The organism is Streptomyces sp. NPDC127119 (genome assembly GCF_042677425.1).
Classification (GTDB): domain Bacteria; phylum Actinomycetota; class Actinomycetes; order Streptomycetales; family Streptomycetaceae; genus Streptomyces.
Map to the genome: position 1 here is coordinate 1 of NZ_JBHXTO010000119.1, position 22,698 is coordinate 22,698.

Below are 22,698 nucleotides of genomic sequence, written 5' to 3' on the forward strand. Positions count from 1 at the left end.
ATCTTCAGCCCGTCCGGCGGTTGAGGACAAAGGGGGGCGAGGGGGCGCAGCCCCCATATGCGGACGGGAACGGGTAGGGGCGGCGGGGGCGAGGTCGGTTTCACGGTCGGGTCCGCCGGGGCTGGGTGAGTGCCGCGCCCGTCAGGACGATCGCGGCGCCCACCGGGGTCGACCACGTCAGTGGTTCGTTCAGGATCGCGACGCCCGCGGCCGTGGCGATGACCGGGATGAAGTACGTGACCATCTGGGCCGTGGTCGGGCCGACTTCCGAGACCAGGCCGTACTGGACGAGGAAGGCGAAGCCCGTGCCGAGGGTGCCGAGGGCGATCACCGCGAGCAGCGGGACGAGCGCGAAGTGGGTCGGGGCGGTCGTGAACAGCGGTGTCACGAAGGCCAGTTGCGCTGTCGCGAGGAACAGCTGGGCGCCGGTCAGCGACAGGTTCGAGTGGCTGGAGCCGGCCAGCGTGCGACGGATGTAGATCCAGCCGATCGGGTAGCTGAGCGAGGCCAGCAGCGCCATCGTGGTGCCCGCGGCGTCCAGGCCGTCGAAGCCCTGCCAGGCGCCGAGCACCGTCAGCACGCCGAGGAATCCGATGCCGAGGCCCGCGACTCGACGGCGGGTCGGCCGGTCCTCGGAGAGGGCCACCATCGACAGCGCCATGCCCCACAGGGGCGAGGTCGCGTTGCAGATGCCCGCGAGGGTGGACGGGATCGTCAGTTCGGAGTACGCGAACAGTGAGAACGGCAGGGCGTTGAGGAGCAGGGCCCCCACCGCGAGGTGCCCCCAGGTGCGCACCCCGCGGGGCAGACGCTCGCGTTTCCAGGCCATCGCCGCGGCGAGTACCAGCGTGCCGAAGAACAGTCGGCCGAACGTCACCTGGAACGGAGCGTAGCCGTCCGTGCCCACCTTGATCAGAAGGAAGCTGAAACCCCAGACGAGGGAGAGGGCGCCGAAGCGCAGGCGCCAGCCGAGAGCCGGGCGGGGCGGGGGCGAGGAGGCGGTGGGTGCGGCAGGTGCGGCGGGGAGAGGCGTGCGGGGCTCGGTCGGGGCGCTCATGTGTCTCACCCTGGCCGAAGCAATCTCGTAGAACAAGCGAGACTTTTGGTCCGGTATCGCGTAGCATCACTTACATGTTGAACCTGGAGCGGCTGCGTACTCTCGACGCCCTCGCCCGCCACGGCTCGGTCGGTGGCGCGGCCGACGGGCTGCATGTGACGACCTCGGCGGTCTCCCAGCAGATGTCCAAGCTGGAGCGCGAAGTGGGCCAGCAACTGCTCGCCAAGAACGGGCGGGGGGTGCGGCTGACCGACGCCGGGCGGTTGCTCGCCGACCATGCCGCCCGGATCTTGTCCCAGGTCGAGCTCGCCCAGTCCGATCTGGAGGCGCAGCGCGGACAGGTGGTGGGGGAGCTGCGGCTGTCCGCGTTCCCCACGGCCGCGCGCGGGCTGTTCCCGGGGGCTCTGGCCGCGCTGCGCGCCGAGCATCCCGGACTGAGTGTCCGCTCACGTGAGCTGGAGCCGGAGGACGGGGTGGCCGGGGTGCTGCGCGGCGACATCGATCTGGCGGTGGTGCTCGACTGGTACAACAGGCCGTTGCCGCTGACCGAGGGGCTGGTCAAGGCCTCGCTCCTCGACGACCCCGCCGATGTGGCGATGCCCGCTGATCACCGCCTCGCCGATCGCTCGGAGGTGGATCTGGAGGACTTCGCCGACGACGAGTGGATCGCCTGGGAGGAGGGCGAGTTCTGTCATGAGTGGCTGCTCTTCACCTTGCGGGGCAAGGGGATCGAGCCGATGATCGCCCACCGCGCGGAGGAGCATCACACCCAGCTCGCCCTGGTCGCGGCGGGGCTCGGCGTGTGTGTCGCGCCCAGGCTCGGGCGCGGTCCGGTGCCGGCGGGGGTGCGGACGGTCCCGGTGCGGCACCGGGTCACCAGGCATGTGTACGCGGTGTGGCGGGCGGACGCCGACCGCCGCCCGTCGATCAGAGCGGTGGCGGACGCGCTGCGGACGGCGGGGGCGGCGTACGGGTGACGACACGGTTGACCCGGTCCGCCCGTACCGGCTCAGCCGTCCCCCAGGGCAAGCCCTCCGCTACAGGTCCGCGAGTTTGCGGAAGTCCCACGAGGCGGTCGCCTCGGGCGTCAGGCGCATCCAGGCATGTCTGCCGTCGTGCGGCATCTCGTCCAGGCCGAAGTTCTTGCGGGCGAACAGCCGCTCCACGGCGTCGAGTTCGGGGTAGGGCTCGCCCGTGCGTGGCACTTCACCGACGAACTCCACCGATCCCGACACCTCGACGCCCCGCAGCTGGTCGTACTCCTCGCCGGTGTCGACGACCACGGCCACCCGCGGATCGCGGCGCAGGTCGGCCCATCGTTTGCTGCGTGTGATCGAGTACAGCCAGAGCGACTTGCCGTCCCAGACGAACCAGAGCGTGCTGACGTGCGGGGCGCCGTCCGCGGAGACGGTCGCGACGCGGCACGTGCGCTGGGTGGTCAGGAACTCGTCGAGTTCCTCGGGCGTCATCATGATTCTTCGGCCCCGGCGCTGGGTGACGGCCATGCGGCTCCCTCTTCTCCGACTGTGACGGCATCTCCGACGCGGTGTCTGATGCCGCGTCAGGAAAGCATGGGTCGTCTTCCGTCCGTACGCAATGGTGGCTACGCTCGCCCGCCACCGCCGGTCGAACCGACCCGGTTCGGGCGGACCGGGAAGACCGTTCGCGACAGGGGAAAGCCATGCCGTCGTACGAAGCGCTCAGCGAACTCCTCGATCCCGCCACCACGGTGCTGCTGACCGTCGAGTGCCAGCAGGGTGTCGTCGGCCCGGACAGCGCGCTGCCGGAACTCGCCCGGGAGGCCCGTTCGTCGGGCGTGCTGGACCGGATCGCCCGTCTGGTGGCCGCGGCCCACGAGAGCGGCGTACAGGTGATGCACGCGATCGCCGAGCGCCGTCCGGACGGCCGCGGCGCCAACCACAACGCCCGGCTGTTCCGCGCGGCCGAACGTCTGCCGGTGCAGCAACTGGCCGGCAGTACGGCGGTCCGGGTGGCGCCGCCCGTGGAGGTCGCCGCGGAGGACCTCGTCGTACGCCGGCTGCACGGTCTGTCGCCCCTCGCGGGCACCGACGTCGACGCGCTGCTGCGCAATCTGGGGTGCCGCATGCTCGTCGTGACCGGTGTGTCCGCCAATGTGGCCGTACCCAACACGGTGTTCGACGCCGTGAACCGCGGCTACACGGCCGTGGTGCCGGGGGACGCCATCGCGGGTGTGCCCTCGGACTACACCCCCGCGATGATCCGCAACACGCTCGCCCTGGTGGCCACCATCACCACCACGGACGACGTGCTGACCTGCTTCAAGCGGCCCCGCCGGGTCAGGCGAGCGTGATCGAGTCCCCGCTCACCTTGATCTCGGCGGCGGTCAGTCCGCTGGTCGCGGGCCCCTTCTTGACGGCGCCGTCCGCGACGCTGAACTGGCTGCCGTGGGCGGGGCAGGTGATGAGGCCGTTGTCCACGCTGTTCACGCGCTGCTGCTGGTGCGGGCACACCGTGGAGAAGGCCTTGAACTCGCCGGCCGTCGGCTGGGTGACGACCACGGACTGGTCGGCGAAGACCTTCCCGCCGCCCTCGGGGATGTCGGTGGTCTTGGCGAGTACCGCACCGCCGGCGGATCCGGTCGACGCGCCGGAGGAGGAGTTCGAGGAGGAGTCGGACGACTTGTCGTCGGAGCCCCCGCAGGCGGTCAGCGCGGCGGCCAGCCCGGCCCCGCCCAACGCTGCCAGGACGGTGCGACGACAGAGTGCCGGAGCAGGCTGAAGCGATTCGCTGGACATAGTGGCGGTCCCTTCCACAGATGTGCAGGTGTGCAGATGTACAAGTGTGCAAATGCATGGTTGTGCGTTTGCGTGGATGTGCGTCGATCCGACTAGGGGTACGGGCACGTCACCTGCATGGTTCAGGCGGTCCGGAGATCGAGCGACTTCTTGATGAAATCGAGATCCATTCGGAGCAGGGTGTCTATCACGCCTTCCTGTGCCACCAGATGAGTCGCGCCTGCCAATGGGAGCACGCTGTGGGGCCGTCCGGCCGCCAGCAGGGCCGCCGAGAACCGCAACATATGTGCCGGGAACACATTGTCGTCGGCCATCCCATGGACGAGGCGCAAGGGGCGTGTGAGTTTATGGGCGTGCGCCACCAGTGAGCACCGGTCGTAATGGTCCGGTTGTACGTCCGGATGTCCCAGGTACCGCTCCTTCCAGTGCGTGTCGTACAGCCGCAGATCGGTCGGCGCCGCGCCCGCGACGGCCGCGTGGAACACATCGGGCCGGTGCAGTACGGCCCCCGCCGCGAGATAGCCGCCGAAGGACCAGCCGCAGATGGCCACCCGGCCCGGGTCCAGCTCCGGGAAGAGCTCCGCGGCGGCGCGTACGGCGTCGGCCTGGTCCTCGACGACCGCGAGCACGGCCTCAACACCTGGGCGCGGCTGCGGGTCTCGCCCCTGCGCGACACCGAGCTGATGACGGGGAAGGTGGCACCGTGTCTGGTCCTGGTCATGGCCCAGTCCTGTGCGCTGTTCCTGCTCGGCCGGACGTTCATGGACCTGCGTGTACGAGGCAGTCTGCTCGCCCTGCTGGCCGTCATGGCCGCGCTGTCCGTCTGCGTGGTGGCCTTCTCGTTCCTGTTGTGTGCGTCGCCCGGACACGGCGGCAGGCCTTCGCCTACGAGCGGGTGACGACGCTGGTCTGGGTGATCCTCGGCGGCACCCTCGTCCCGACGGAGCTGATGGCCGACTGGGTCCGCTCGCTCGCCAGGTTCACCCCGGTGTACTGGGCGAGCCACGGCTACCGCGAGGTGATCCTCAACAGCGAGGGGGTGGCCGGAGTGCTCCCGCACGTCGGGGTGCTGTGCGGATTCGCCGCCCTGTTCGTCGCGCTGGCGGTATGGCGGTTCAACGGCGAGGCCGACAAACAGCATTGGGACTGAGGGCGCGGCGGGTGGAACCGAGGGCGCCTCGGTGGAGAGGCCTGCCCGATCGGCCCGGTCGGCCCGGCCTGCCCGGTTGGTCCGGTTGGTCCGGTCGCCCCGGTCGCCCCGGTCGCCCCGGTCGGCCAGGTCAGGCCACGACCTGCGCGATGAGATCGTGCACGAGATGGTTCCCCGGCGCGCAGTTCTCCTTGAGCCGGTGGATCTTGCCCGGACCGAACCAGTGGTAGGCGGAGTTCTTCGACCACTCCAGGGCCGGACGGGACAGATCGCCGTCCACCTCGACGAGATAGTCGGCCTCGTGCCGCAGCGCGCCCCCGTCGTCCCCGGCCCACTGGGTGACCCGCAGCAGCCGGCGTACCCGGCGCAGGCGCCAGCCCGTCTCCTCCTCGACCTCGCGGGCCAGGGCTCCGAGCAGGGTCTCCCCGGCTTCGACATGCCCGCCGACGACGTCCCAGATACCGGGGAACAGCCGCCGGTCGGGCCCGCGCTTCTGCGCGAACGCCTCGGCCCGCTCGTTCAGGATCACCGCCCCGACGGTCCACACCTCGCCCTCCTTGGGACAGGGCACCTCGACGCCGGGATCCGCCAGGACCGCCCCGGCCCCCTCGGACCTGTCTGGCTCGGACATGCCGTCCACCCTAGCCGCCGCGATCGGGGAGCCTCCGGAGGACGACTGCCGCAGCCCCTATAACCTGGGGAAATGCTGACAGAAGTCACCGCGACCCGCTACATCACGCCCCTGCGTGAGGGCGGCTCGCTGCCGGGGCTCGTCGAGGCCGACGACCTCGGTACGTACGTCATGAAGTTCACCGGCGCCGGACAGGGGCGCAAGACCCTCGTCGCGGAGGTCGTCTGCGGTGAACTCGCCCGGCGCCTGGGCCTGCGCGTACCGGGACTCGTCACGATCGGGCTCGATCCGGTCATCGGACTCGGTGAACCCGACCAGCAGGTGCAGGAGTTGCTCAAGTCGAGCGGCGGGCTGAACCTCGGCATGGACTTCCTCTCCCGGGCCATCGGATTCGACTCCCTCGCGCACGAGGTGAGCCAGGAAGAGGCCGGGAAGGTCGTCTGGTTCGACGCGCTGGTCAACAACGTCGACCGGTCGTGGCGCAACCCCAACATGCTGTTCCGGGACGGCGATCTGTGGCTCATCGACCACGGCGCCACCATGATCTGGCACCACAACTGGCCGGGCGCGCAGGCCTCGGCGGCCAAGCCGTACGACGCGACGGACCACGCCCTCGCCCCCTTCGGCCCCGACGTCCCGGCCGCCGCGGCGGAGTTGGGGCCGCGCGTCACGGCGGAACTGCTCGCCGAGGTGACCGCCGCGATCCCCGAGGAGTGGCTGAAGGACGAACCGGGCTTCGACTCGGCCGACGCGCTCCGGCAGGCGTACGCACGGCCGCTCCTCGCCCGCGCCGCCACCATCCACGAGCGCATCCGCCTCCAGGGCGACACCCCTGGCACCAGCGACATGAGGAAGGGCACGAAGTGAGCGAGCGCGACGGCCGGGACGGTCACGGCGGCCGGGACGGTCATGAGGGCGATGTCGTCGACCGGGTCGTCTACGAGTACGCGGTGCTGCGCGTCGTGCCGCGCGTCGAGCGGGGGGAGTACTTCAACGCGGGAGTGCTGGTGTACTGCCGCGCGCACTCCTTCGTGGCCGCCCGCACCCATCTCGACGAGACCAAACTGCTCGCGCTCGACCCGGCGGCGGACGCGCCGGGCGTACGGGCCGCGCTGCGGGCCGTCGAGGGGGTCTGCGCCGGGGGCGCGGCGGCCGGACAGGCCGCGGGCGACGACGCCGGGCGGCGGTTCCGCTGGCTGATCGCACCCCGCTCGACGGTCGTGCAGCCGGGACCCGTGCACACCGGTCTCACCGCCGATCCCGAGGCCGAGACGGCACGCCTGCTCGCCCTGCTCGTCAGGTGAGGGGTCACCTTTCCGCCGCGGACGGGCCGGCTCCCGGCCGGGTCATGGATCACATGGGCGCGGCTTGCCGTTGACACTGGGTGCCAAGGCTTCTAGCGTCTCGTCCGTTGAAGGTACTAAGCGGTCGCTCACCAGTGGGGTGTACCGTTCAAGGGCTTCCCCAAGGGCGAGGAGAACCAGCAATGTCCACCACTGAGCAGCGCGTCGCCGTAGTCACCGGTGCCGCGCGCGGCATCGGCGCCGCGACCGCCGTACGACTGGCCGCCGAAGGCCGTGCCGTCGCGGTGATCGACCTCGACGAGGCCGCGTGCAAGGACACCGTCGAGAAGATCACCGCCGCCGGCGGCCGGGCGATCGCGGTGGGCGCCGACGTCTCCGACGAGGCGCAGGTCGAGGCCGCCGTGGCGCGGGTCGCCCAGGAGCTCGGGGCGCCGACGATCCTGGTGAACAACGCGGGCGTGCTCCGCGACAACCTGCTGTTCAAGATGAGCGTGTCCGACTGGGACACCGTCCTGAACGTGCACCTGCGCGGCTCCTTCCTGATGACGCGGGCCGTCCAGAAGTACATGGTGGAGGCCAAGTTCGGCCGGGTCGTCAACCTCTCCTCGTCCTCGGCGCTCGGCAACCGCGGCCAGGTCAACTACTCCGCCGCCAAGGCCGGTCTGCAGGGCTTCACCAAGACCCTCGCGTTCGAGCTCGGCAAGTTCGGCGTCACCGCGAACGCCGTGGCGCCCGGCTTCATCGTGACGGACATGACCGCCGCGACCGCCGAGCGCGTCGGCATGGGCTTCGAGGAGTTCCAGGCCGCCGCCGCCACCCAGATCCCGGTCCAGCGCGTGGGCAACCCGGACGACATCGCCAACGCGATCGCCTTCTTCACGGGCGACGCCGCCGGATTCGTCTCCGGCCAGGTGCTGTACGTGGCCGGCGGACCGCTCAACTAGGACTGGGGGCAGGGACATGACCACTGTGGAACTCTCGGGCAAGGTCGCCCTCGTCACCGGCGCCAGCCGCGGCATCGGCTACGGCGTCGCGCAGGCGCTGCTGGCCCGTGGCGACCGGGTGTGCATCACCGGCCGCAACGAGGACGCGCTCAAGGAGGCCGTCGAGCAGCTCGGCGCCGACCGCGTCATCGGGGTCGCGGGCAAGGCCCACGACGAGGCCCACCAGGCCGTCGCCGTGGAGCGCACGATGGAGGCGTTCGGCCGGGTCGACTTCCTGGTCAACAACGCCGGTACGAACCCGGTGTTCGGGCCGATCGCCGACCTCGACCTCAATGTGGCGCGGAAGGTGTTCGAGACCAACGTCGTCTCCGCGCTCGGCTTCGCCCAGCAGACGTGGAAGGCGTGGCAGAGCGCGAACGGCGGCGCGATCGTCAACATCGCCTCCCTCGCGGGTGTCTCGGCCTCGCCGTTCATCGGCGCGTACGGCATGAGCAAGGCCGCGATGATCAACCTGTCCCTCCAGCTGGCGCACGAGTTCGCACCGCTGGTGCGGGTCAACTCGATCGCGCCCGCCGTGGTCAAGACCAAGTTCGCGCAGGCCCTGTACGAGGGTCGCGAGGAGGAGGCCGCCGCGGCGTACCCGCTCGGCAGGCTGGGGGTGCCCTCCGACATCGGGGGAGCCGCGGCCTTCCTCACCTCGGAGCAGTCGGACTGGATCACCGGGCAGACGCTCGTGGTCGACGGCGGGATCTTCCTCAACGCGGGTGTGTCCTGACCGGTGACGACAATAAATTCGGCGTTTTAAACCCTGCGTCGTACACGGGTTTTCCACACGGAAAATTCATGCGGAAAGCGGATATGTTCCGCACAGATTCCAAACAAGAGCCGCAGAGCCGAAAAATATCGAACAAATGATGTTCGTGCACGTCAAGTGCCCCGCCGTCAGAGCCGTTTGACGGGCGGGGCACTGCGATATGGTCCTGCCCACTTTGGCGGGGCTCATCGAGGAGCGTGCGCGTGTTGAAGCGGAACCGGTCCCTGCGGCGCTTGTCGGTGATCGCGTCCCTCATCTCCGTGTCCCTGGTCTCAGGATGCGGAGTGCTGTCCTCGGACACGTCCGAGGACGAGGGCCCGATCGTCGTGGGCACGACCAGCGCACCCAGCACGCTCGACCCCGCCGCTTCCTGGGACGGGTCGTGGGAGCTGTTCCGCAACGTCTACCAGACCCTCCTCAGCTACCCGTCCGGCGCGTCCGCGCCCGAGCCGGACGCCGCCGAGAGCTGCCGCTTCACCGACGACTCGAACCGCACGTACAGCTGCACCCTGCGCGAGGGGATGTCCTTCTCCGACGGGCACGATCTCGACGCCGAGGCGGTGAAGCACTCCATCGACCGCATCCGGAAGATCGCCGTGGACGGCGGCCCCGGGGGCCTGCTCGGCAGCCTGGAGCGGGTCGAGACGAAGGGCGCGACCGAGGTCGTCTTCCGCCTCAACAAGCCGGACGCCACCTTCCCCTTCGTGCTCGCCACACCCGCCATGTCGATCGTCGACCCCGAGGAGTACCCGGCCGACGCCCTGCGCGAGGACAGCGAGGTCACGGGGTCGGGACCGTACAGCCTGGAGTCGTACGAGGAGGGGCAGGAGGCCCGGCTCGTCCGCAACGACGACTACAAGGGCTCCGCCGACCGCCAGAACAACGCCGTCACCATCCGGTACTTCCAGGACTCGGGCGAGATGGTGGGCGCCCTGAAGGACCGCAAGATCGACGTCACCCTGCGCGGACTCGCCGCCGAGGACGTCGTCGCCCTTGAGGACCGGCGCGGCAAGGACGACATCCAGCTGGTGGAGGGGGCGGGCACCGAGATCCGCTACCTGGTCTTCAACCCGAAGGACCCGTGGGCCAGGAAGGCGGCGGTCCGCAAGGCCGTCGCGCAGGTCGTCGACCGGCCGGCCATCGCCCACACCATCTACAAGGACACCGTCGAGCCGCTGTACTCCATGGTCCCGAGCGGACTGGCCGGCCACACCACCGGCTTCTTCGACGACTACGGCAGCCCCAGCACCTCAAAGGCCCGGCAGATCCTCCTGGAGGCGGGCATCTCCGAACGCGTACCGCTCACCCTCTGGTACACGACGGACCGGTACGGCTCCACGACCAAGCCCGAGTTCGAGGAGCTGAGGCGCCAGCTCAACGAGACCGGCCTGTTCAGCGTCACCGTCAAGGGCCGCCCCTGGAAGACGTACGAAGCCGGTTACCGCAAGGGCGAGTACCCCGTGTTCGGCCGTGGCTGGTTCCCCGACTTCCCCGACGCCGAGAACTTCATCGCCCCGTTCGTCGGCGAACAGAACGCGCTCGGTACGCCCTACAAGTCGCCCGAGATCACCGACGTCCTGCTGCCGGAGTCGCGCCGCCGGACCGACCGCGGGGACGTCGTCGAGCAGTTCAAGAGGGCGCAGGACATTCTTGTGGACGACGCGCGGCTGCTGCCCCTGTGGCAGGGCAAGCAGTACCTCGCCGCCAGTGAGGAGATCTCCGGCGTCGAGCGGTCCATCGACCCGTCGACGATCATGATGGTGTGGGAGCTGTCCCGCAAGACCAGCTGGTAGCGGGGGAGCCGGCCGGGAGCCCGGCCGATTGTCAGTGGGCGGCGGTAGGTTCTGAGGACCGGAAACAACCGCACCTGTAAGGAAGTTCACGTGACCGACACCGCCATGCTGCCCGAGTCCTGGCGCGGCGTCCTGGGCGAAGAGCTGCAGCAGCCCTACTTCAAGGAGCTCACCGAGTTCGTCGAGGAGGAGCGCGAGAAGGGGCCCGTCTACCCGCCGCGCGACGAGGTCTTCGCCGCACTCGACGCGACCCCTTACGACCGTGTGAAGGTGCTCGTCCTCGGCCAGGACCCCTACCACGGCGAGGGCCAGGGCCACGGCCTGTGCTTCTCGGTCCGGCCCGGTGTGAAGACGCCGCCCTCCTTGCGCAACATCTACAAGGAGATGAAGGAGGAGTTGGGCCACCCGGTGCCGGACAACGGCTATCTGATGCCGTGGGCCGAGCAGGGCGTCCTGCTGCTCAACGCGGTGCTGACGGTCCGCTCCGGAGAGGCCAACTCGCACAAGGGCAAGGGCTGGGAGAAGTTCACGGACGCGGTGATCCGGGCCGTGGCCGAGCGGCCCGACCCGGCGGTGTTCGTCCTGTGGGGCAACTACGCGCAGAAGAAGCTCCCGCTCATCGACGAGGAGCGGCACATCGTCGTCAAGGGCGCGCACCCCTCGCCGCTGTCCGCGAAGAAGTTCTTCGGCTCGCACCCCTTCACTCAGATCGACGAGGCGATCGCGAAGCAGGGCCACGAACCGATCGACTGGCGCATCCCGAACATCGGCTGACGCCCCGCCCGGTCCGCCCGGTCCGCCCCGCCCCGGGCCGGACCGGACCGGGCCTCCCGGGTCCGGTCGGCGCGGTCGGGGAGACCCGGGCCTGTCACGGGGTGATCCGCGTCCGTCCGCGGAGACCCGGGGCCGTCCGGGACGGTGTCAGGACTGCCCCCACGGGGGTGGGGCAGTCCTGACCTGGCCCGGCCGGTTCGTGGCAAGCCTTGCCGGACCGGACCGCGTCGGTTCGGTCCGGCCGTCACCGCGTCGGTCCAGCCGCGTACGGGGCCGCCTCAGCTCGATCGCCCGCGCCTGCCGTTAGCGTCGGGGAGAGGTGACAACGGCAGGCGCGGGCGCGCCCGCCGGCGGACGAGCGGGTGGAGGGCGACGCGGTGGCGGAGCAGCAGGAGCAGGCGGCGGCGGACGCGATGACGACCAGGATCGGGCAGGCCGTCATGCTTCTCCACGGCGGCGACCGTGAGGAGGCCCGGAGCCGCTTCCTGGACCTGTGGGCGGAGATCGGCGAGGAGGGCGACGCGCTCCACCGCTGCACACTCGCGCACTACATGGCCGACACGCAGGACGATCCCTCGGACGAACTCGCCTGGGACCTGAGGGCCTTGTCGGCGGCGGACGAGCTCACTGATCAACTCACGGACGAGCTCACGGACGACCGGGGCGCGGACCACCCGGAGCGCCACCCGTCCCTCGCCGTACGGGCCTTCTACCCGTCCCTGCATCTGAACCTCGCCGCGGACTATGTGAAGCTCGGCCGCTCCGAGGCGGCCCGGGGCCACCTGGGAGCGGCGCGCGCCGGCGTGGGCGTCCTCGGCGACGACGCCTACGGAGACGGGGTCCGGGCCAGCATCGGCCGCCTGGAGTCGAGGCTGGACCGGGAGGGCCCGGACGGCGCACCCGAGCCCACGCCGAGACGGCCGGGGCAGGGAAGAGGCCCGGGAGGGACGGGAGGATCGGGAGGCGAGACGCTGGGGCCGCCGCGTCGGGAGCCCTAGGGCGCCTCCGGACCTCCAGCCCCAGTCAGCCCCAGTCAGCCCCAGGGACGTCAACGGCCGTACATGTCCTGGCAGATGGCCGCCTGCGGACTGTCCGCCCGCCAGCCGCCGTACGTCCGGCCCAGCGCGCACACGTCCGTGCCCGTCGACGGCACGGACGCGGGCAGTCGCGGCACGGCCTGGTGCTCGGGCCGCCGGGGCTCCGGGCGCCGCGGCGGTTCGGCGGGGGCGTGCCGGGGGCGGTCCGCCGCGGCGGCGGGACCCGCAGGAGGCGTACGGGCCGGTCCGGACGCGGCTGCCGAAGGGCGGCGGGCCGGGCCGATGAGCTCCAGGGCCTCGCGGGCCGGGGCCTGGACGACCCGTTGCTCGGCCCTGCCGTCCGGGCGCGGCTCCGACACCGGGGGCGGGACGGCCGGCCGGGCGGGCGGGGACGTTCGCTGGACGGTCACACAGCCGGAGACGGCTGAGACCGCCGAGACGGCCACGGTGACCAGAAGCGTTGCGGTGGTCGCGGTTCGATGCACCCGCGCAACTCTGCTGGTTCCGCCGTGCTTTGGGGAGCTGACAAGCGCACTGTGCCCCGCACGGGTGAAAGCGCGGCGGCCGATGCCGCCCCGGTCGCCCTCAGTCGCCGGTCGCCCCGTCGATCCGCTCGCGGATCAGATCGGCGTGGCCGTTGTGGCGCGCGTACTCTTCGATCATGTGGGTGTAGATCCACCGCAGGTTGAAGGGCTTGTCGGTGAACCTGCTGCGGCCCTCGGACAGGTCGTCGAGACCGAGAGGCGCCGCGTTGCGGCGGGCGGTCGCGATCTCGCCCTGCCAGGTGGCGTACGCCTCCTTCCAGGTGTCCGCCTCGGTGAGACGGAACTCGCCGTCCGGGTCCTCGTCGCTGAAGTAGAGCGGCCCGGCGTCGTCGCCCACGAGGACCTTGCGGAACCAGCTGCGCTCCACCTCGGCCATGTGCCGGACGAGCCCGAGGAGGGACAGCTCGGAGGGCGGTACGGCGGCCGTCCTGAGCTGGGAGTCGTCCAGGCCCTCGCACTTCCAGGCCAGGGTCTCCCGGTGGTAGTCCAGCCAGCCCTCCAGCATGGCTCGCTCACCGGCGTCCGTCGCGGGTTCCCTGCGCTCGATCGTCATGACCGCATCATCGCGGACGACCGCCGCCCCGGCCCACCCGATTTCCCGCCCCGCGCCCCGCGCCCCGCCCAGCTCAGCCCAGCCCCACCCCGGTCCTCAGCCGTCGGCCGCCGGCCCGCTCCTCAGCTCGGCCCAGACGGTCTTGCCCCAGCGCCGGGGCTCGGTGCCCCACCGGTCCGCGAGGGCGTCGACCAGGACGAGGCCGCGGCCCCGGATCCGCTCCCCGTCGCAGTCGGCCCGCATCCTCGGGAGGTCGCGGGAGCGGTCGGCGACCGCGAGGAGGACGCGGTCGTCGGCGGGGCGCGTGACGACGACCCGGATCACGGAGCAGCACGCGTGGTCGACGGCGTTGGAGACCAGCTCGGTGATGACGCACAGGGCGTCCTCGGTCAGCTCGTCCTGCTGCCAGGCCGCGAGGGCCGTACGCACCAGGCTGCGCGCCGCACCCGCGCTCTCCGGTACGCGCTCGAGCGTCTGTGAGTATCCGGGACGCCCGGTCGGACGTGGTGTTGCCGTCACAGTCATCAGGACCTCGGGGTGCGGGTGTGATGTGCCTTGACCGAGTGAACGGCTCCGGGACGCGCGGAGGCAGGAAATATCCCCCCGCGATGGATTCGGCCCAACCGGATATTTCTCCGCGATCTGCACTCATGGCCAGGAACCACTGCCTACCGTGCATATGTGGACGGCAACGAGCGCTTCATGAGCGCGATGAGCGAGCGGTGCATGACCCAGGCCGAACTGGTCGACGCGGTCAACGTCCGTCTGGCCGCCGCCGGACAGGAGGGAACGGTCAGCGACCGGACCGTTCGCTACTGGCGGACCGGAAGAACGAGGTGGCCGCACCCCCGTCAACGCGAGGCGCTGGAGGCAGTATTCGGATGTACGGCCGAGGAACTGGGCTTCAGTCCGCCGGCCCGCAACCGTCCCGCCACCGAACCGGAGGCCCCTGTGGACCGCAGGAACTTCCTCACCGCCACCACCGGAACAGCCGTCGTCGTGACACCGTTCGTCGGTGCGCCGCCCCAGGTGGGCACCTCCGACGTCATCCGGCTGCGCTCCGGCCTGGACGCCCTGATGGCGCTCGACCGCAGCAGAGGCGGCCACGACGGCCTGGAGCGCGCCGCGTTGGCCGGCGCCGCCGAGGCCCTGGAGAAACAACGGCTCGGGGCGACCCAGCGCATCCGCCGCAGACTCTTCTCCGTGGCCGCCGACTACACCGCCACGGCCGCCTGGAGCGCGATCGACGCCCGCCGGATGGACCGCGCCTCCCAACTCCTGGGCCGCGCGCTCTACCTGGCCGGAATGGCCAAGGACCCCGTGGCGGAGATGCGGGTCTGGAACGCGTACGCGATCCTCGCGCACCACCGGGACGAGTACGCCGAGGCCGTCGACGCCGGTTACGCCGCCCAGGGAACGGCCGTCGCCAGACGGCTGCCCCTCTACAGCTCCCTGGCCCATGCCAGGACGGCCATCGGCCACTCGAACCTCGGCGACCGGCAGGCCGCCCTGCGCTCCCTGGGGCACGCCGGGGACGCCCTGGACAAGGCGCGGCCGGACGAGCCCCAGCCGTCGTGGATCGCCTTCTACGGCCCCGCCGAACTGCTCGCCATGACCGCCATCGTGCAGGACCGGAACGGGCGCTTCGCCGAGTCCGAGGCCGCCTCCCACCAGGCCCTGCGGACGATCCCGGCGGAGTTCCGCAGGAACAGGGCCCTGGCCACCGGGCGGCTCGCGCTGGCCCAGCTCCACCAGCGGGACGTCGAGCAGGCGTGCGCGACGGCCGCCTCGGTCTTCCCCCTGATGTCGGGCCATCCGATCCCGGGCCGGATGCGCTCCCTCCTCGGCGACTACTACCGGGACCTGATCACTCTTGCGCCGGACGCCGGGATCGCCCGAGAGTGGGGAGACCGCTACCGATCCGAATGGAGCCGACTGTGAGCGCCGATGGCCTGGACATCCGCCGCTTCGGGCACGACGACCTGCCGCGGATCCGGCAGACGATCATCGACCTGCACGCCGCGGCGGCGGGCCCCGACCGGGACGACGACTTCAAGAAGAAGTTCCCCTGGTTCGTGGACCACTGGGGCGGCAATCCGGCGTTCGCCTGCGTCATCGCGTACGAGGGCGACGAGGCCATGGGGTTCGCGTACGGCGCCCCGGCGGTCGAGGGCCGCGAGTGGTGGCGCGAGCATCTCGACGAGGCCCCCAAGAAGGCGGTGACCTTCTCCTACTCCGAGCTGGCCGTTCATCCGAACTGGCGGAAGCGGGGGGTGGCGGACAAACTGTCCCGCGCGCTCCTGGAGGAGCGGCCCGAGGACCTCGCCGTCCTCCTGGTGGACGTCGAGCACCCCCGCGTACAGGCCCTGTACGAGGACTGGGGCTTCCGGAAGGTCGGGGAGCGCCGGCCCTTCCCGGACTCCCCGCTGTACGCGGTGATGCTCGCCGAGCTGCCCCTCGTGTGAACGTCCTGGCCACAGGCCCGCCGCAGCCGCCGTTATGCTTCCGACGACCTGGGCGTGAGCGCGCCCCGGAGCCGTTTTTTCCCTGGAGGAGATCCCCGTGAAGGTCGGTTGCATCGGACTCGGCGACATCGCGCTGAAGGCGTATCTGCCGGTGCTCGCCACCCGCCCGGGACTCGAACTGCATCTGCACACGCGCACGCCCGCGACCCTCACCAGGGTCGCCGACAGCCTGCACGTGCCGGACTCGCGACGGCACACGGACCTCGCCGGACTGCTCGCGCAGGGCCTCGACGCGGCGTTCGTGCACGCGCCCACGCAGGCCCACCCCGAGATCGTGGGCGGGCTGCTCGAAGCGGGCGTCCCCACGTACGTCGACAAGCCGATCGCGTACGAACTCGCCGACTCCGAGCGCCTGGTGCGGCTCGCGGAGGAGCGGAACACCAGCCTGGCCGTCGGTTTCAACCGGCGGTACGCACCCGGGTACGCGCAGTGCGTCGAGCACCCGCGTGAGCTGATCCTGATGCAGAAGAACCGCGTCGGCCTGCCGGAACAGCCCCGCACGATGATCCTCGACGACTTCATCCACGTCGTGGACACCCTGCGGTTCCTGGTACCGGGACCGGTCGACGACGTGACCGTGCGGGCCCGCGTCGAGGACGGGCTGCTCCACCACGTCGTCCTGCAGCTGGCGGGGGAGGGGTTCACGGCACTCGGTGTGATGAACCGGCTGAGCGGTTCCGCCGAGGAGATCCTGGAGGTGTCCGGACAGGACACCAAACGTCAGGTGGTCAACCTCTCCGAGATCGTCGACCACAAGGGACAGCCGACGGTCCGGCGGCGCGGCGACTGGGTGCCGGTGGCCCGCCAGCGCGGCATCGAGCAGGCCGTACTCGCCTTCCTCGACGCCGTGCGCGCGGGCACGTTCCTCAGCGCCCGGGACGCGCTGGAGACTCACGAACTGTGCGAGCGCGTGGTGCGTGCGGTGACGGAGCGCTCGCCCCGGAGCGCCTCGACCGCCTGACCCGCAGTCCCCGTACGCCCTCGGTGGCGCCCAGCGCGGCCAGGATCAGCAGGGCCAGATACACCGGCCACTCGCCGAGGCTCGCGTACGGGGTGACGCCGTGCGCCAGCGGAACCTCGTACACCGCGGACGTGCGCGCGTCGGTGCCGAGCCAGGAGCCGACCCGCTCCCCTCCGGGACCGTAGACCGCAGAGACGCCGGTGAGCGTCGCGTGGACCATCGGCCGGCCTGTCTCGGCGGCCCGCAGCGCCGCGAGCGAGGCGTGCTGCTCGGGGGCCCAGCTGCTCTGGAACGACGAGGTCGACGACTGGGCGAGCAGCACGTCGGCGCCGTCGCGCGCGAGATGCCGGCTGATGTCGGGGAACGCCGACTCGAAGCAGACCATCGGGCCCACCTTCAGTCCGTCGCCGACGGTCATCACGACCTGCCCGGTGCCGCGCATCCGGTCCTCGCCCGCCGCCTTCCCCACGGAGGTGGCCCAGCCGAGGAGCGAGCGCGCCGGGACGTACTCGCCGAAGGGGACGAGCCGCATCTTGTCGTAGCGGTCGCCGGTCGGGCCCTGCGGGCCCACGAGCACGGAACTCTTGTAGATGCCCGGCCGGTCCGAGCGGCGCGCGTCGACGTTGACCATGATGTCGGCGTCGACCTCGCGGGAGAGCGCGGCGAGCCGGTCCGCCAGGTCGGGACGGTCGGCGAGGTCGAAACCGACACTGCTCTCGCCCCACACGACCAGATCGACGTCCTGCCCGGCCAGCTTCCGGGTGAGCGCCTCCTCGCGCGCGAACCGCTTCTCGGGAGCGCCCGCGCCGTCGATCACGCCGGGCTGCACGACGGCGATCCGGGCCCGCTCGCCGTCCTCCGCCGGCCGGGGCGACCAGACCCAGACCGCCGAGGTCGCCGCGGCCGTCGCGACGAGCCCGGCAATCGCCGGCACGCGGGAGGAGCGCACGGCGACGAGGACGGCGACCGCCACGTTCACGGCGACGAGCAGGAGACTCAGCAGCCACACCCCGCCGACCGAGGCGAGCCGCAACGCGGGCGCCACGTCCCACTGGCTCGACCCGAGCAGACCCCAGGGGCCGCCCAACCCCTCCCAGGAGCGGACGAGTTCGACCATCAGCCAGCCGGACGGCAGCACGAAGAGGGCGGCCAGCACGCGGCCCGCCGAGGGCACACCGGCCAGGAACCGGCGCACCAGCCAGCCCCACGGAGCCCACAGCGCGCCCAGCAGGGCCGCTATCACGACGGTGAAGACATGCAGGCTCGGCAGCAGCCAGTGGTGCACGGCCAGCATGAAACCGAGCCCGCCGAGCCAGCCGTCGTACGCCGCGCGCCGCCCCGTCGGAGCCGAGCGCACGAGCAGGATCCACGGCACCAGCGCCACGTACGCGAACCACCACAGGGACGGCGCGGGGAAGCTCAGCATCGGCAGCGCACCGGCGAGCACGGCCGTCGCGCCGCGCCACCACGGAGAATCGAGACGCGGACCGACCCGCGAGCCGAATCGCGGGCCGAGACCTCGGCGCCAGTCAGTGGCGGACAGGTTCATCCAGCGCCTCCCGCGGCCCTCGAAGTACGGTGCGTGACTCGGTGAGTCGATGGTTTCGGTGACTCCAGTGTGTCCAGTGTGCGGGCACCGAAACGATCAACACACCGGCTGCGCCCGGACGGCCGTCCCGCGTCAAGGAGCGGCCGGCTCCTGGCGGCGCCGCGGGACCCGGCGCCACTTCTCATGCACGACCACCTCACGCACCCGCCAGCCCTCCGCCGTCCGCAGCAGTCCGAAGTCGTACCGGCCGCCGCACACGAAGTCGGGTTCGGTGGATCCGCCGTCCTGTCCCGCGAACCGCATCGGGTTGACGTAGTCGGCCTGGACCCGGGCGGTGTCACCGCTGTCCTGCTCCAGCAGGCCGAAGCGCACCCGCCGGTTGACGATCAGATGCTGCCGCATCGGGAACAGCTCCATGGTCCGTGAGAGCCAGGCTGCGATCTCCCCGGCGTCCCCCTCGACGCCGCCCGCGGACCGGTAGTCCGCCCGTCCGTCGGGTGCGAACAGCCGCCGGTACGCCTCCCAGTCCCCGTCGTCGACCGCCACCGCGTACTCGGTGACCATCTCGTCGACCGCGAGCCGGTCCATCACCGTCGCCAGTTCCACACGCTGCGTCATCGGCTCAGTGTTGGCCACGGGGCGGAGCGCGCCAAGGGGCGTGCAGGGATATTCACCCGGCGTGCGCTGTACGGACGTCCTGGTACGAGCCGTTCAGCAGCTTCGCGGTGAAGGCGGCCAGCTCCGCCCTGAGCCGTTCACGGGAGGCGTCGTGACGGTCCACCAGATGGTCGACGAGGTCGGCGCGGACCGCGGCGAGCAGGGCGTGGGCGGCGAAGTTCCCGTCGCCGAAACCGGGAAGGTCCTCCAGGACGCCTCGGAGCGTGCCGTGCCACCAGTCGTAGTGCCCGGCGCCGTAGGGGCTGCCGCTGCCCGCCTCCTCCAGGGCCAGCGAGAGATGGCGGTGGTCGAGCTTGAAGCACAGGAGGGCGTCCAGGAGCGCGGGCGCGCGTTCGGCCGGCGGGGTGCCGGGCCCGAGGGGGCGCGGGCCGTCCACGACGGCCTGGCGGATCGGTTCCAGCCTGGTCTGGTGGAGCGCCCGGATCAGGCCGGTGCGGTCGCCGAAGCCGCGGAAGAGCGTGCCCTTGCCGACGCCTGCCTCGGCCGCGATGTCTGCCATGGACACGTGCTCGGGGCTGTCGCTGCGGGCGAAGAGCCGGTCGGCCGCGGCGAGTACCGCTTCCCTGTTGCGGGCGGCGTCCGCACGGGGCTTGCGTTCGGGCACGGGGTCCTCCGGGGGCCGAGGATTGCATAAGCGGACCGCGGGTCCGTATAGTCGAACTCAAGCGGACCGCTGGTCCGTATCGTATCGGAGGAATTCCCATGACCACGAGCACAGCTGCGACCGCGGGGCCGTCGGACCTGTTCCGCCGGGGCCTGCGGATGCTGATCGACAAGGACATTCCGGCCTGGGTGGGTCTCTGGGACGACCAGGGCGTCCTTGAGTTCCCCTTCGCCCCCGACGGGTGGCCGAAACGGCTGACGGGCAAGGCCGCCGTCGCCGACTACATGCGTCACTATCCCGACCACATCGACCTGCACGACTTTCCCGACGTGAAGATCCATGAGACCGGCGACGCCGGGACGATCGTGGTGGAGATGCGCGGGGTGGGGCTGGTGGTGTCGACGGGGGAGCCGTTCGACATGACCTACATCGCCGTGGTGACGGTCGCCGGCGGACTCATCACGCACTACCGCGACTACTGGAACCCCCTGGCCGTCTCCGCGGGCGGCGCGACCGACTTCACGCGGGGCGACCGATGAGCGCGGGGTCCGACCCCGCGGCCGTCCTCGTGCTCGGCGCCACGGGCACGACCGGCAGCCGCGTGGTCTCCCGCCTCGCGGGGGAGGGCCACCGGGTCAGGGCGGCCGGGCGCCGGGCCACTCCCGTCGACGGCGCCGAGGCCGTCCGCTTCGACTGGTACGACCCGGCGACGTACGAGGGGGCGCTGGACGGCGCGGACCGTGTGTACCTCGTCGCGCCCCTGGACTCCGCGACCCCGGCCGACGTCATGCTGCCCTTCCTGGAGCGGGCGCGTGCGTCCGGAGTGCGCCGGGCGGTGCTCCTCAGCTCCTCCGCGATCACCGCGGGCGGCCCGGCCGTCGGGCAGGTGCACCAGGCACTGCCCGGACTGTTCGACGAGTGGGCGGTGCTGCGGCCTTCCTGGTTCATGCAGAACTTCACGGGCGACCACATGCATGCGCGGAGCATCCGTGAGGAGGGGGTCATCGTGACCGCGGCGGGCGAGGGGCGGGTGGCCTTCGTCGACGCCGACGACATCGCGGCCGTCGCCGTGCGCGCGCTGACCGAGGTGCGGGCCCCCTGCGCCGACCTGGTCGTCACCGGCCCGCAGGCGCTGAGTCACACCGAGGTCGCGACGGTCCTGACCGAGGTGACCGGGCGTGCGGTGGCCCACCGGCCGCTGCCGTACGAGGAGATGAGGGACCGTCTGGCCGTTTCGATGCCACTGGAGTACGCGGCGATGCTGGCCGGCATGGACCGCGCGAACGCGGAGGGAGCCGAGAACCGCACGACGGACACGGTTCGCCGCCTCACCGGCCGCGGTCCGCGCACCTTCCGCGACCACGTGCTCGCCGCGATGGGCGGAACGGGGCCGGTGCGGCCGGCGCTGGTGTCGTGACGGTCGTTCGTCAGGCCGGGGCGCCGGGCCGAGGGGCGATAAAACCGTGCGGATGGCCGGGGCGCCGGTAGAGGGCCGGGTCGGGTCGGCAGAGGTGGGGCGGGGTGGCGGGGCGTTTCAATGGAGCCCGTGCGCCCCGCAATTCATGCCGCTTCGACTATTTCTTCGCGTACCGCCGCCGCCCACTGCACGACCAGCAGCTCGTACTCGATGCGCTCCTGGGGCGAGAGGTATCCGCCCGCGCGTATCCATAACGCTCGGATCTGCTCATTCAGTGCGGCCGCTGACCGCACGGAACCAGGGGTCGGAGAATTGGTGGACATGCGCATCAGCGTAAGGCCAAGGACTGACGGTGCGCTACCAGATGACTACCCACGCCGTATGTGGTTGGTCACGCCACAAGTGTTTAAGCGGCACCGAGTTGGGAAAAGGGACTGCGGACGCACCTCACTGCCGCTCCACCCACGTGCGCGACCAGTCCAGCAGGGGACCCATCGCCGTCACGAGCTCGTCGCCCAGCGGGGTCAGGTGCCAGGTGGACCCGTCCGTGGGGGCGGCTATCCCCGCCTCGCGGAGTTCGGTGAGCCGGGCCGACAGCACGCTGGACGACATCGCGTCGCAACGCCGCTGCAGATCGCGGAAGCCCACCGGCGCACCGCCCCGGTGGAGTTCCCAGATCACCCGGAGCGTCCAGCGCCGGCCGAGCAGGTCCAGCGCGGCCATCACGGGGCGCCCGGTCTCCGAACCGCGCACCGGCCGCCCGGGACGGGGTGTCGTGCCCAAGACCTCTCCTCCCCGAGCCGGTCGACTCACCGAACCGACAACTCGCCGTGCCGTCCTTTGCGTTCCGACTCTTGCGCTTCTAAATCAGAAGCGCAAGAGTCGGGAGGCATGAAGCAACGCATCGACGGCATCACGCCGCCCTACGATCCCGAGTCCGAACGCGCCTTACGCAGCTGGATGCCACCCGGCGTCACCCAGGAACCCCTGATGCTCTTCAAGGTCCTGGAACGCCACCCCGACCTCGCCTCCCGCATGCGGGAACTCGGCGGCAGCCTGCTCGTCCACGGCCTGCTCCCCGACGCCGACCGCGAACTGGTCATCTTCCGGGTGGCGGCCCGCTGCGACTGCGACTACGAGTGGGGCGCCCACGCGGTGGCGTACGCCGAGGCCGCGGACCTGACTCCGGAGCAGGTCCCCCTGACGGTGACCGGCGCCCCGGACGACCCGGTCTGGACGCCCCGTCAGAGCGCGCTCCTGGCAGCCGTCGACCAGCTCCACGACACGGCCCGCCTCACCGACGAGGCCTGGACCGCGCTCCGCGACCACCTGGGGGAGCGGGAAGCCCTGGAGTTCCTGGTCCTGGCGGGCTGGTACCGCACCATCGCGTACGTGCTCAACGGGCTGCGGATCGGGCGCGAACCCTGGGCGAAGGCCTTTCCCGCCGGCTGACCAGGGAGTACCGGTGTCCGGATTTTATTCGGGTGCCCGCGGGAGCCGTACCCGCTACCGTCATGCACGTCCGGGTGCGAAGGCAGCGGCTACTTCTCCTCTCAAGAGAGAAACGCGGGTTCGAATCCCGTCA

General features: G+C 71.1%; 29 protein-coding genes and 1 pseudogene. 17 read left to right on the forward strand and 13 right to left on the reverse strand.

The features are described 5' to 3' along the window. Positions 1–100 precede the first annotated feature (100 nt). Positions 101–1,057 (reverse strand): DMT family transporter, encoded by a 957-nt coding sequence (locus ACFVH5_RS33945; RefSeq protein WP_385837519.1) that lies wholly within the window; start codon positions 1,055–1,057, stop codon positions 101–103. Positions 1,058–1,131: 74 nt separating this feature from the next. Between ACFVH5_RS33945 and ACFVH5_RS33950 the strand changes: the two genes are divergently transcribed. Next, a complete protein-coding gene (locus tag ACFVH5_RS33950) occupies positions 1,132–2,034 on the forward strand; it encodes a LysR family transcriptional regulator (RefSeq protein WP_384814675.1) in 903 nt (300 codons plus the stop codon). A gap of 60 nt (positions 2,035–2,094) precedes the next feature. On the opposite strand, the gene ACFVH5_RS33955 is transcribed toward ACFVH5_RS33950, so the two are convergent. Then, positions 2,095–2,562 (reverse strand): pyridoxamine 5'-phosphate oxidase family protein, encoded by a 468-nt coding sequence (locus ACFVH5_RS33955; RefSeq protein ID WP_385837520.1) that lies wholly within the window; start codon positions 2,560–2,562, stop codon positions 2,095–2,097. Between the two features lie 176 nt (positions 2,563–2,738). Between ACFVH5_RS33955 and ACFVH5_RS33960 the strand changes: the two genes are divergently transcribed. Continuing rightward, on the forward strand, positions 2,739–3,389 hold the full coding sequence (locus ACFVH5_RS33960; protein ID WP_385837521.1) for a cysteine hydrolase: 651 nt from the start codon (positions 2,739–2,741) through the stop codon (positions 3,387–3,389). Here ACFVH5_RS33960 and ACFVH5_RS33965 read toward each other — a convergent pair. After that, positions 3,376–3,834 (reverse strand): Rieske (2Fe-2S) protein, encoded by a 459-nt coding sequence (locus tag ACFVH5_RS33965; protein ID WP_385837522.1) that lies wholly within the window; start codon positions 3,832–3,834, stop codon positions 3,376–3,378. The genes ACFVH5_RS33960 and ACFVH5_RS33965 overlap by 14 nt on opposite strands. A gap of 122 nt (positions 3,835–3,956) precedes the next feature. After that, a pseudogene (locus ACFVH5_RS33970) lies at positions 3,957–4,454 on the reverse strand (alpha/beta hydrolase family protein); the annotation flags it as partial. A 63-nt stretch (positions 4,455–4,517) separates the two neighbouring features. On the opposite strand from ACFVH5_RS33970, the gene ACFVH5_RS33975 reads away from it, so the two are divergent. Both ACFVH5_RS33975 and ACFVH5_RS33980 read left to right on the forward strand, forming a co-directional pair. Next, a complete protein-coding gene (locus ACFVH5_RS33975; protein ID WP_385837523.1) occupies positions 4,518–4,733 on the forward strand; it encodes a hypothetical protein in 216 nt (71 codons plus the stop codon). Continuing rightward, positions 4,730–4,984 (forward strand): ABC transporter permease, encoded by a 255-nt coding sequence (locus tag ACFVH5_RS33980; protein ID WP_385837524.1) that lies wholly within the window; start codon positions 4,730–4,732, stop codon positions 4,982–4,984. Before ACFVH5_RS33975 ends, ACFVH5_RS33980 begins: the two co-directional genes overlap by 4 nt. Before the next feature lie 130 nt (positions 4,985–5,114). Here the strand turns inward: ACFVH5_RS33980 and ACFVH5_RS33985 are convergent, their stop codons facing one another. Next, positions 5,115–5,615 carry an NUDIX hydrolase gene (locus ACFVH5_RS33985; RefSeq protein WP_385837525.1) on the reverse strand — a complete coding sequence of 167 codons (501 nt, stop codon included), beginning with the start codon at positions 5,613–5,615 and terminating at the stop codon, positions 5,115–5,117. Between the two features lie 72 nt (positions 5,616–5,687). On the opposite strand from ACFVH5_RS33985, the gene ACFVH5_RS33990 reads away from it, so the two are divergent. The 7 genes from ACFVH5_RS33990 to ACFVH5_RS34020 all read left to right on the forward strand — a co-directional run bounded on the left by ACFVH5_RS33990 (position 5,688) and on the right by ACFVH5_RS34020 (position 12,242). Next, positions 5,688–6,482 carry a HipA family kinase gene (locus tag ACFVH5_RS33990; RefSeq protein WP_385837526.1) on the forward strand — a complete coding sequence of 265 codons (795 nt, stop codon included), beginning with the start codon at positions 5,688–5,690 and terminating at the stop codon, positions 6,480–6,482. Positions 6,483–6,565: 83 nt separating this feature from the next. After that, positions 6,566–6,919: a DUF3037 domain-containing protein gene (locus ACFVH5_RS33995; protein ID WP_385837548.1), complete on the forward strand. Its 354-nt coding sequence runs from the start codon at positions 6,566–6,568 to the stop codon at positions 6,917–6,919. Between the two features lie 182 nt (positions 6,920–7,101). Further along, positions 7,102–7,863 (forward strand): 3-oxoacyl-ACP reductase FabG, encoded by a 762-nt coding sequence (gene fabG, locus ACFVH5_RS34000; protein ID WP_107018672.1) that lies wholly within the window; start codon positions 7,102–7,104, stop codon positions 7,861–7,863. A 16-nt stretch (positions 7,864–7,879) separates the two neighbouring features. Beyond that, a complete protein-coding gene (locus tag ACFVH5_RS34005; RefSeq protein WP_385837527.1) occupies positions 7,880–8,638 on the forward strand; it encodes an SDR family oxidoreductase in 759 nt (252 codons plus the stop codon). A gap of 242 nt (positions 8,639–8,880) precedes the next feature. Beyond that, positions 8,881–10,470, forward strand: coding sequence for an ABC transporter substrate-binding protein (locus ACFVH5_RS34010; RefSeq protein ID WP_385837528.1), 1,590 nt, complete (start codon positions 8,881–8,883; stop codon positions 10,468–10,470). 90 nt (positions 10,471–10,560) lie between these two features. Next, entirely contained in the window at positions 10,561–11,244 is a 684-nt protein-coding gene (gene ung, locus ACFVH5_RS34015; RefSeq protein ID WP_385837529.1) for a uracil-DNA glycosylase, read from the forward strand. A 377-nt stretch (positions 11,245–11,621) separates the two neighbouring features. Next, positions 11,622–12,242 (forward strand): hypothetical protein, encoded by a 621-nt coding sequence (locus ACFVH5_RS34020; RefSeq protein WP_385837530.1) that lies wholly within the window; start codon positions 11,622–11,624, stop codon positions 12,240–12,242. Positions 12,243–12,292: 50 nt separating this feature from the next. Here ACFVH5_RS34020 and ACFVH5_RS34025 read toward each other — a convergent pair whose 3' ends face one another. The 3 genes from ACFVH5_RS34025 to ACFVH5_RS34035 all read right to left on the reverse strand — a co-directional run bounded on the left by ACFVH5_RS34025 (position 12,293) and on the right by ACFVH5_RS34035 (position 13,904). Beyond that, a complete protein-coding gene (locus tag ACFVH5_RS34025; RefSeq protein ID WP_385837531.1) occupies positions 12,293–12,766 on the reverse strand; it encodes a hypothetical protein in 474 nt (157 codons plus the stop codon). A 100-nt stretch (positions 12,767–12,866) separates the two neighbouring features. Continuing rightward, positions 12,867–13,379, reverse strand: coding sequence for a DinB family protein (locus tag ACFVH5_RS34030; RefSeq protein ID WP_385837532.1), 513 nt, complete (start codon positions 13,377–13,379; stop codon positions 12,867–12,869). A gap of 96 nt (positions 13,380–13,475) precedes the next feature. Continuing rightward, positions 13,476–13,904 (reverse strand): ATP-binding protein, encoded by a 429-nt coding sequence (locus ACFVH5_RS34035; protein ID WP_385837533.1) that lies wholly within the window; start codon positions 13,902–13,904, stop codon positions 13,476–13,478. Between the two features lie 156 nt (positions 13,905–14,060). On the opposite strand from ACFVH5_RS34035, the gene ACFVH5_RS34040 reads away from it, so the two are divergent. The 3 genes from ACFVH5_RS34040 to ACFVH5_RS34050 all read left to right on the forward strand — a co-directional run bounded on the left by ACFVH5_RS34040 (position 14,061) and on the right by ACFVH5_RS34050 (position 16,865). Continuing rightward, positions 14,061–15,320: an XRE family transcriptional regulator gene (locus ACFVH5_RS34040; protein ID WP_385837534.1), complete on the forward strand. Its 1,260-nt coding sequence runs from the start codon at positions 14,061–14,063 to the stop codon at positions 15,318–15,320. Beyond that, the gene (locus ACFVH5_RS34045) at positions 15,317–15,844 is read left to right on the forward strand and encodes a GNAT family N-acetyltransferase (RefSeq protein ID WP_385837535.1); all 528 of its coding nucleotides are present in this window, start codon (positions 15,317–15,319) and stop codon (positions 15,842–15,844) included. Before ACFVH5_RS34040 ends, ACFVH5_RS34045 begins: the two co-directional genes overlap by 4 nt. Before the next feature lie 97 nt (positions 15,845–15,941). Then, positions 15,942–16,865 (forward strand): Gfo/Idh/MocA family protein, encoded by a 924-nt coding sequence (locus ACFVH5_RS34050; RefSeq protein ID WP_385837536.1) that lies wholly within the window; start codon positions 15,942–15,944, stop codon positions 16,863–16,865. Here the strand turns inward: ACFVH5_RS34050 and lnt are convergent. From lnt to ACFVH5_RS34065, 3 genes are all read right to left on the reverse strand, one after another. After that, positions 16,771–18,414 (reverse strand): apolipoprotein N-acyltransferase, encoded by a 1,644-nt coding sequence (lnt, locus tag ACFVH5_RS34055; protein WP_385837537.1) that lies wholly within the window; start codon positions 18,412–18,414, stop codon positions 16,771–16,773. The two genes, ACFVH5_RS34050 and lnt, sit on opposite strands and share 95 nt — an antisense overlap. 132 nt (positions 18,415–18,546) lie before the next feature. Then, positions 18,547–19,032, reverse strand: coding sequence for a nuclear transport factor 2 family protein (locus tag ACFVH5_RS34060; protein WP_385837538.1), 486 nt, complete (start codon positions 19,030–19,032; stop codon positions 18,547–18,549). 52 nt (positions 19,033–19,084) lie between these two features. Beyond that, the gene (locus tag ACFVH5_RS34065; RefSeq protein WP_385837539.1) at positions 19,085–19,696 is read right to left on the reverse strand and encodes a TetR/AcrR family transcriptional regulator; all 612 of its coding nucleotides are present in this window, start codon (positions 19,694–19,696) and stop codon (positions 19,085–19,087) included. Positions 19,697–19,794: 98 nt separating this feature from the next. Between ACFVH5_RS34065 and ACFVH5_RS34070 the strand changes: the two genes are divergently transcribed. Both ACFVH5_RS34070 and ACFVH5_RS34075 read left to right on the forward strand, forming a co-directional pair. Then, a complete protein-coding gene (locus tag ACFVH5_RS34070; protein ID WP_385837540.1) occupies positions 19,795–20,235 on the forward strand; it encodes a nuclear transport factor 2 family protein in 441 nt (146 codons plus the stop codon). Beyond that, positions 20,232–21,113, forward strand: coding sequence for an NAD(P)H-binding protein (locus tag ACFVH5_RS34075; protein WP_385837541.1), 882 nt, complete (start codon positions 20,232–20,234; stop codon positions 21,111–21,113). Before ACFVH5_RS34070 ends, ACFVH5_RS34075 begins: the two co-directional genes overlap by 4 nt. 143 nt (positions 21,114–21,256) lie before the next feature. Here the strand turns inward: ACFVH5_RS34075 and ACFVH5_RS34080 are convergent, their stop codons facing one another. After that, on the reverse strand, positions 21,257–21,436 hold the full coding sequence (locus ACFVH5_RS34080; protein ID WP_384815986.1) for a hypothetical protein: 180 nt from the start codon (positions 21,434–21,436) through the stop codon (positions 21,257–21,259). Positions 21,437–21,560: 124 nt separating this feature from the next. Continuing rightward, on the reverse strand, positions 21,561–21,836 hold the full coding sequence (locus ACFVH5_RS34085) for a winged helix-turn-helix transcriptional regulator (RefSeq protein ID WP_385837549.1): 276 nt from the start codon (positions 21,834–21,836) through the stop codon (positions 21,561–21,563). 168 nt (positions 21,837–22,004) lie between these two features. Between ACFVH5_RS34085 and ACFVH5_RS34090 the strand changes: the two genes are divergently transcribed. Continuing rightward, the gene (locus ACFVH5_RS34090) at positions 22,005–22,565 is read left to right on the forward strand and encodes a carboxymuconolactone decarboxylase family protein (protein WP_385837542.1); all 561 of its coding nucleotides are present in this window, start codon (positions 22,005–22,007) and stop codon (positions 22,563–22,565) included. Positions 22,566–22,698: the final 133 nt, after the last annotated feature.

Coding starts and splice junctions, on each gene's coding strand:
- ACFVH5_RS33955 (WP_385837520.1), bottom strand. CDS start 2,562: ATGGCCGTCACCCAGCGCCGGGGCCGAAGAATCATGATGACGCCCGAG.
- ACFVH5_RS34060 (WP_385837538.1), bottom strand. CDS start 19,032: ATGACGCAGCGTGTGGAACTGGCGACGGTGATGGACCGGCTCGCGGTC.
- fabG (WP_107018672.1), top strand. CDS start 7,102: ATGTCCACCACTGAGCAGCGCGTCGCCGTAGTCACCGGTGCCGCGCGC.
- ACFVH5_RS33950 (WP_384814675.1), top strand. CDS start 1,132: ATGTTGAACCTGGAGCGGCTGCGTACTCTCGACGCCCTCGCCCGCCAC.
- ACFVH5_RS34075 (WP_385837541.1), top strand. CDS start 20,232: ATGAGCGCGGGGTCCGACCCCGCGGCCGTCCTCGTGCTCGGCGCCACG.
- ACFVH5_RS33960 (WP_385837521.1), top strand. CDS start 2,739: ATGCCGTCGTACGAAGCGCTCAGCGAACTCCTCGATCCCGCCACCACG.
- ACFVH5_RS34035 (WP_385837533.1), bottom strand. CDS start 13,904: ATGACTGTGACGGCAACACCACGTCCGACCGGGCGTCCCGGATACTCA.
- ACFVH5_RS34005 (WP_385837527.1), top strand. CDS start 7,880: ATGACCACTGTGGAACTCTCGGGCAAGGTCGCCCTCGTCACCGGCGCC.
- ACFVH5_RS34070 (WP_385837540.1), top strand. CDS start 19,795: ATGACCACGAGCACAGCTGCGACCGCGGGGCCGTCGGACCTGTTCCGC.
- ACFVH5_RS34090 (WP_385837542.1), top strand. CDS start 22,005: ATGAAGCAACGCATCGACGGCATCACGCCGCCCTACGATCCCGAGTCC.
- ACFVH5_RS33985 (WP_385837525.1), bottom strand. CDS start 5,615: ATGTCCGAGCCAGACAGGTCCGAGGGGGCCGGGGCGGTCCTGGCGGAT.
- ACFVH5_RS33965 (WP_385837522.1), bottom strand. CDS start 3,834: ATGTCCAGCGAATCGCTTCAGCCTGCTCCGGCACTCTGTCGTCGCACC.
- ACFVH5_RS33945 (WP_385837519.1), bottom strand. CDS start 1,057: ATGAGCGCCCCGACCGAGCCCCGCACGCCTCTCCCCGCCGCACCTGCC.
- lnt (WP_385837537.1), bottom strand. CDS start 18,414: ATGAACCTGTCCGCCACTGACTGGCGCCGAGGTCTCGGCCCGCGATTC.
- ACFVH5_RS34030 (WP_385837532.1), bottom strand. CDS start 13,379: ATGACGATCGAGCGCAGGGAACCCGCGACGGACGCCGGTGAGCGAGCC.
- ACFVH5_RS33990 (WP_385837526.1), top strand. CDS start 5,688: ATGCTGACAGAAGTCACCGCGACCCGCTACATCACGCCCCTGCGTGAG.
- ACFVH5_RS34085 (WP_385837549.1), bottom strand. CDS start 21,836: ATGGCCGCGCTGGACCTGCTCGGCCGGCGCTGGACGCTCCGGGTGATC.
- ACFVH5_RS33975 (WP_385837523.1), top strand. CDS start 4,518: ATGACGGGGAAGGTGGCACCGTGTCTGGTCCTGGTCATGGCCCAGTCC.
- ACFVH5_RS34080 (WP_384815986.1), bottom strand. CDS start 21,436: ATGTCCACCAATTCTCCGACCCCTGGTTCCGTGCGGTCAGCGGCCGCA.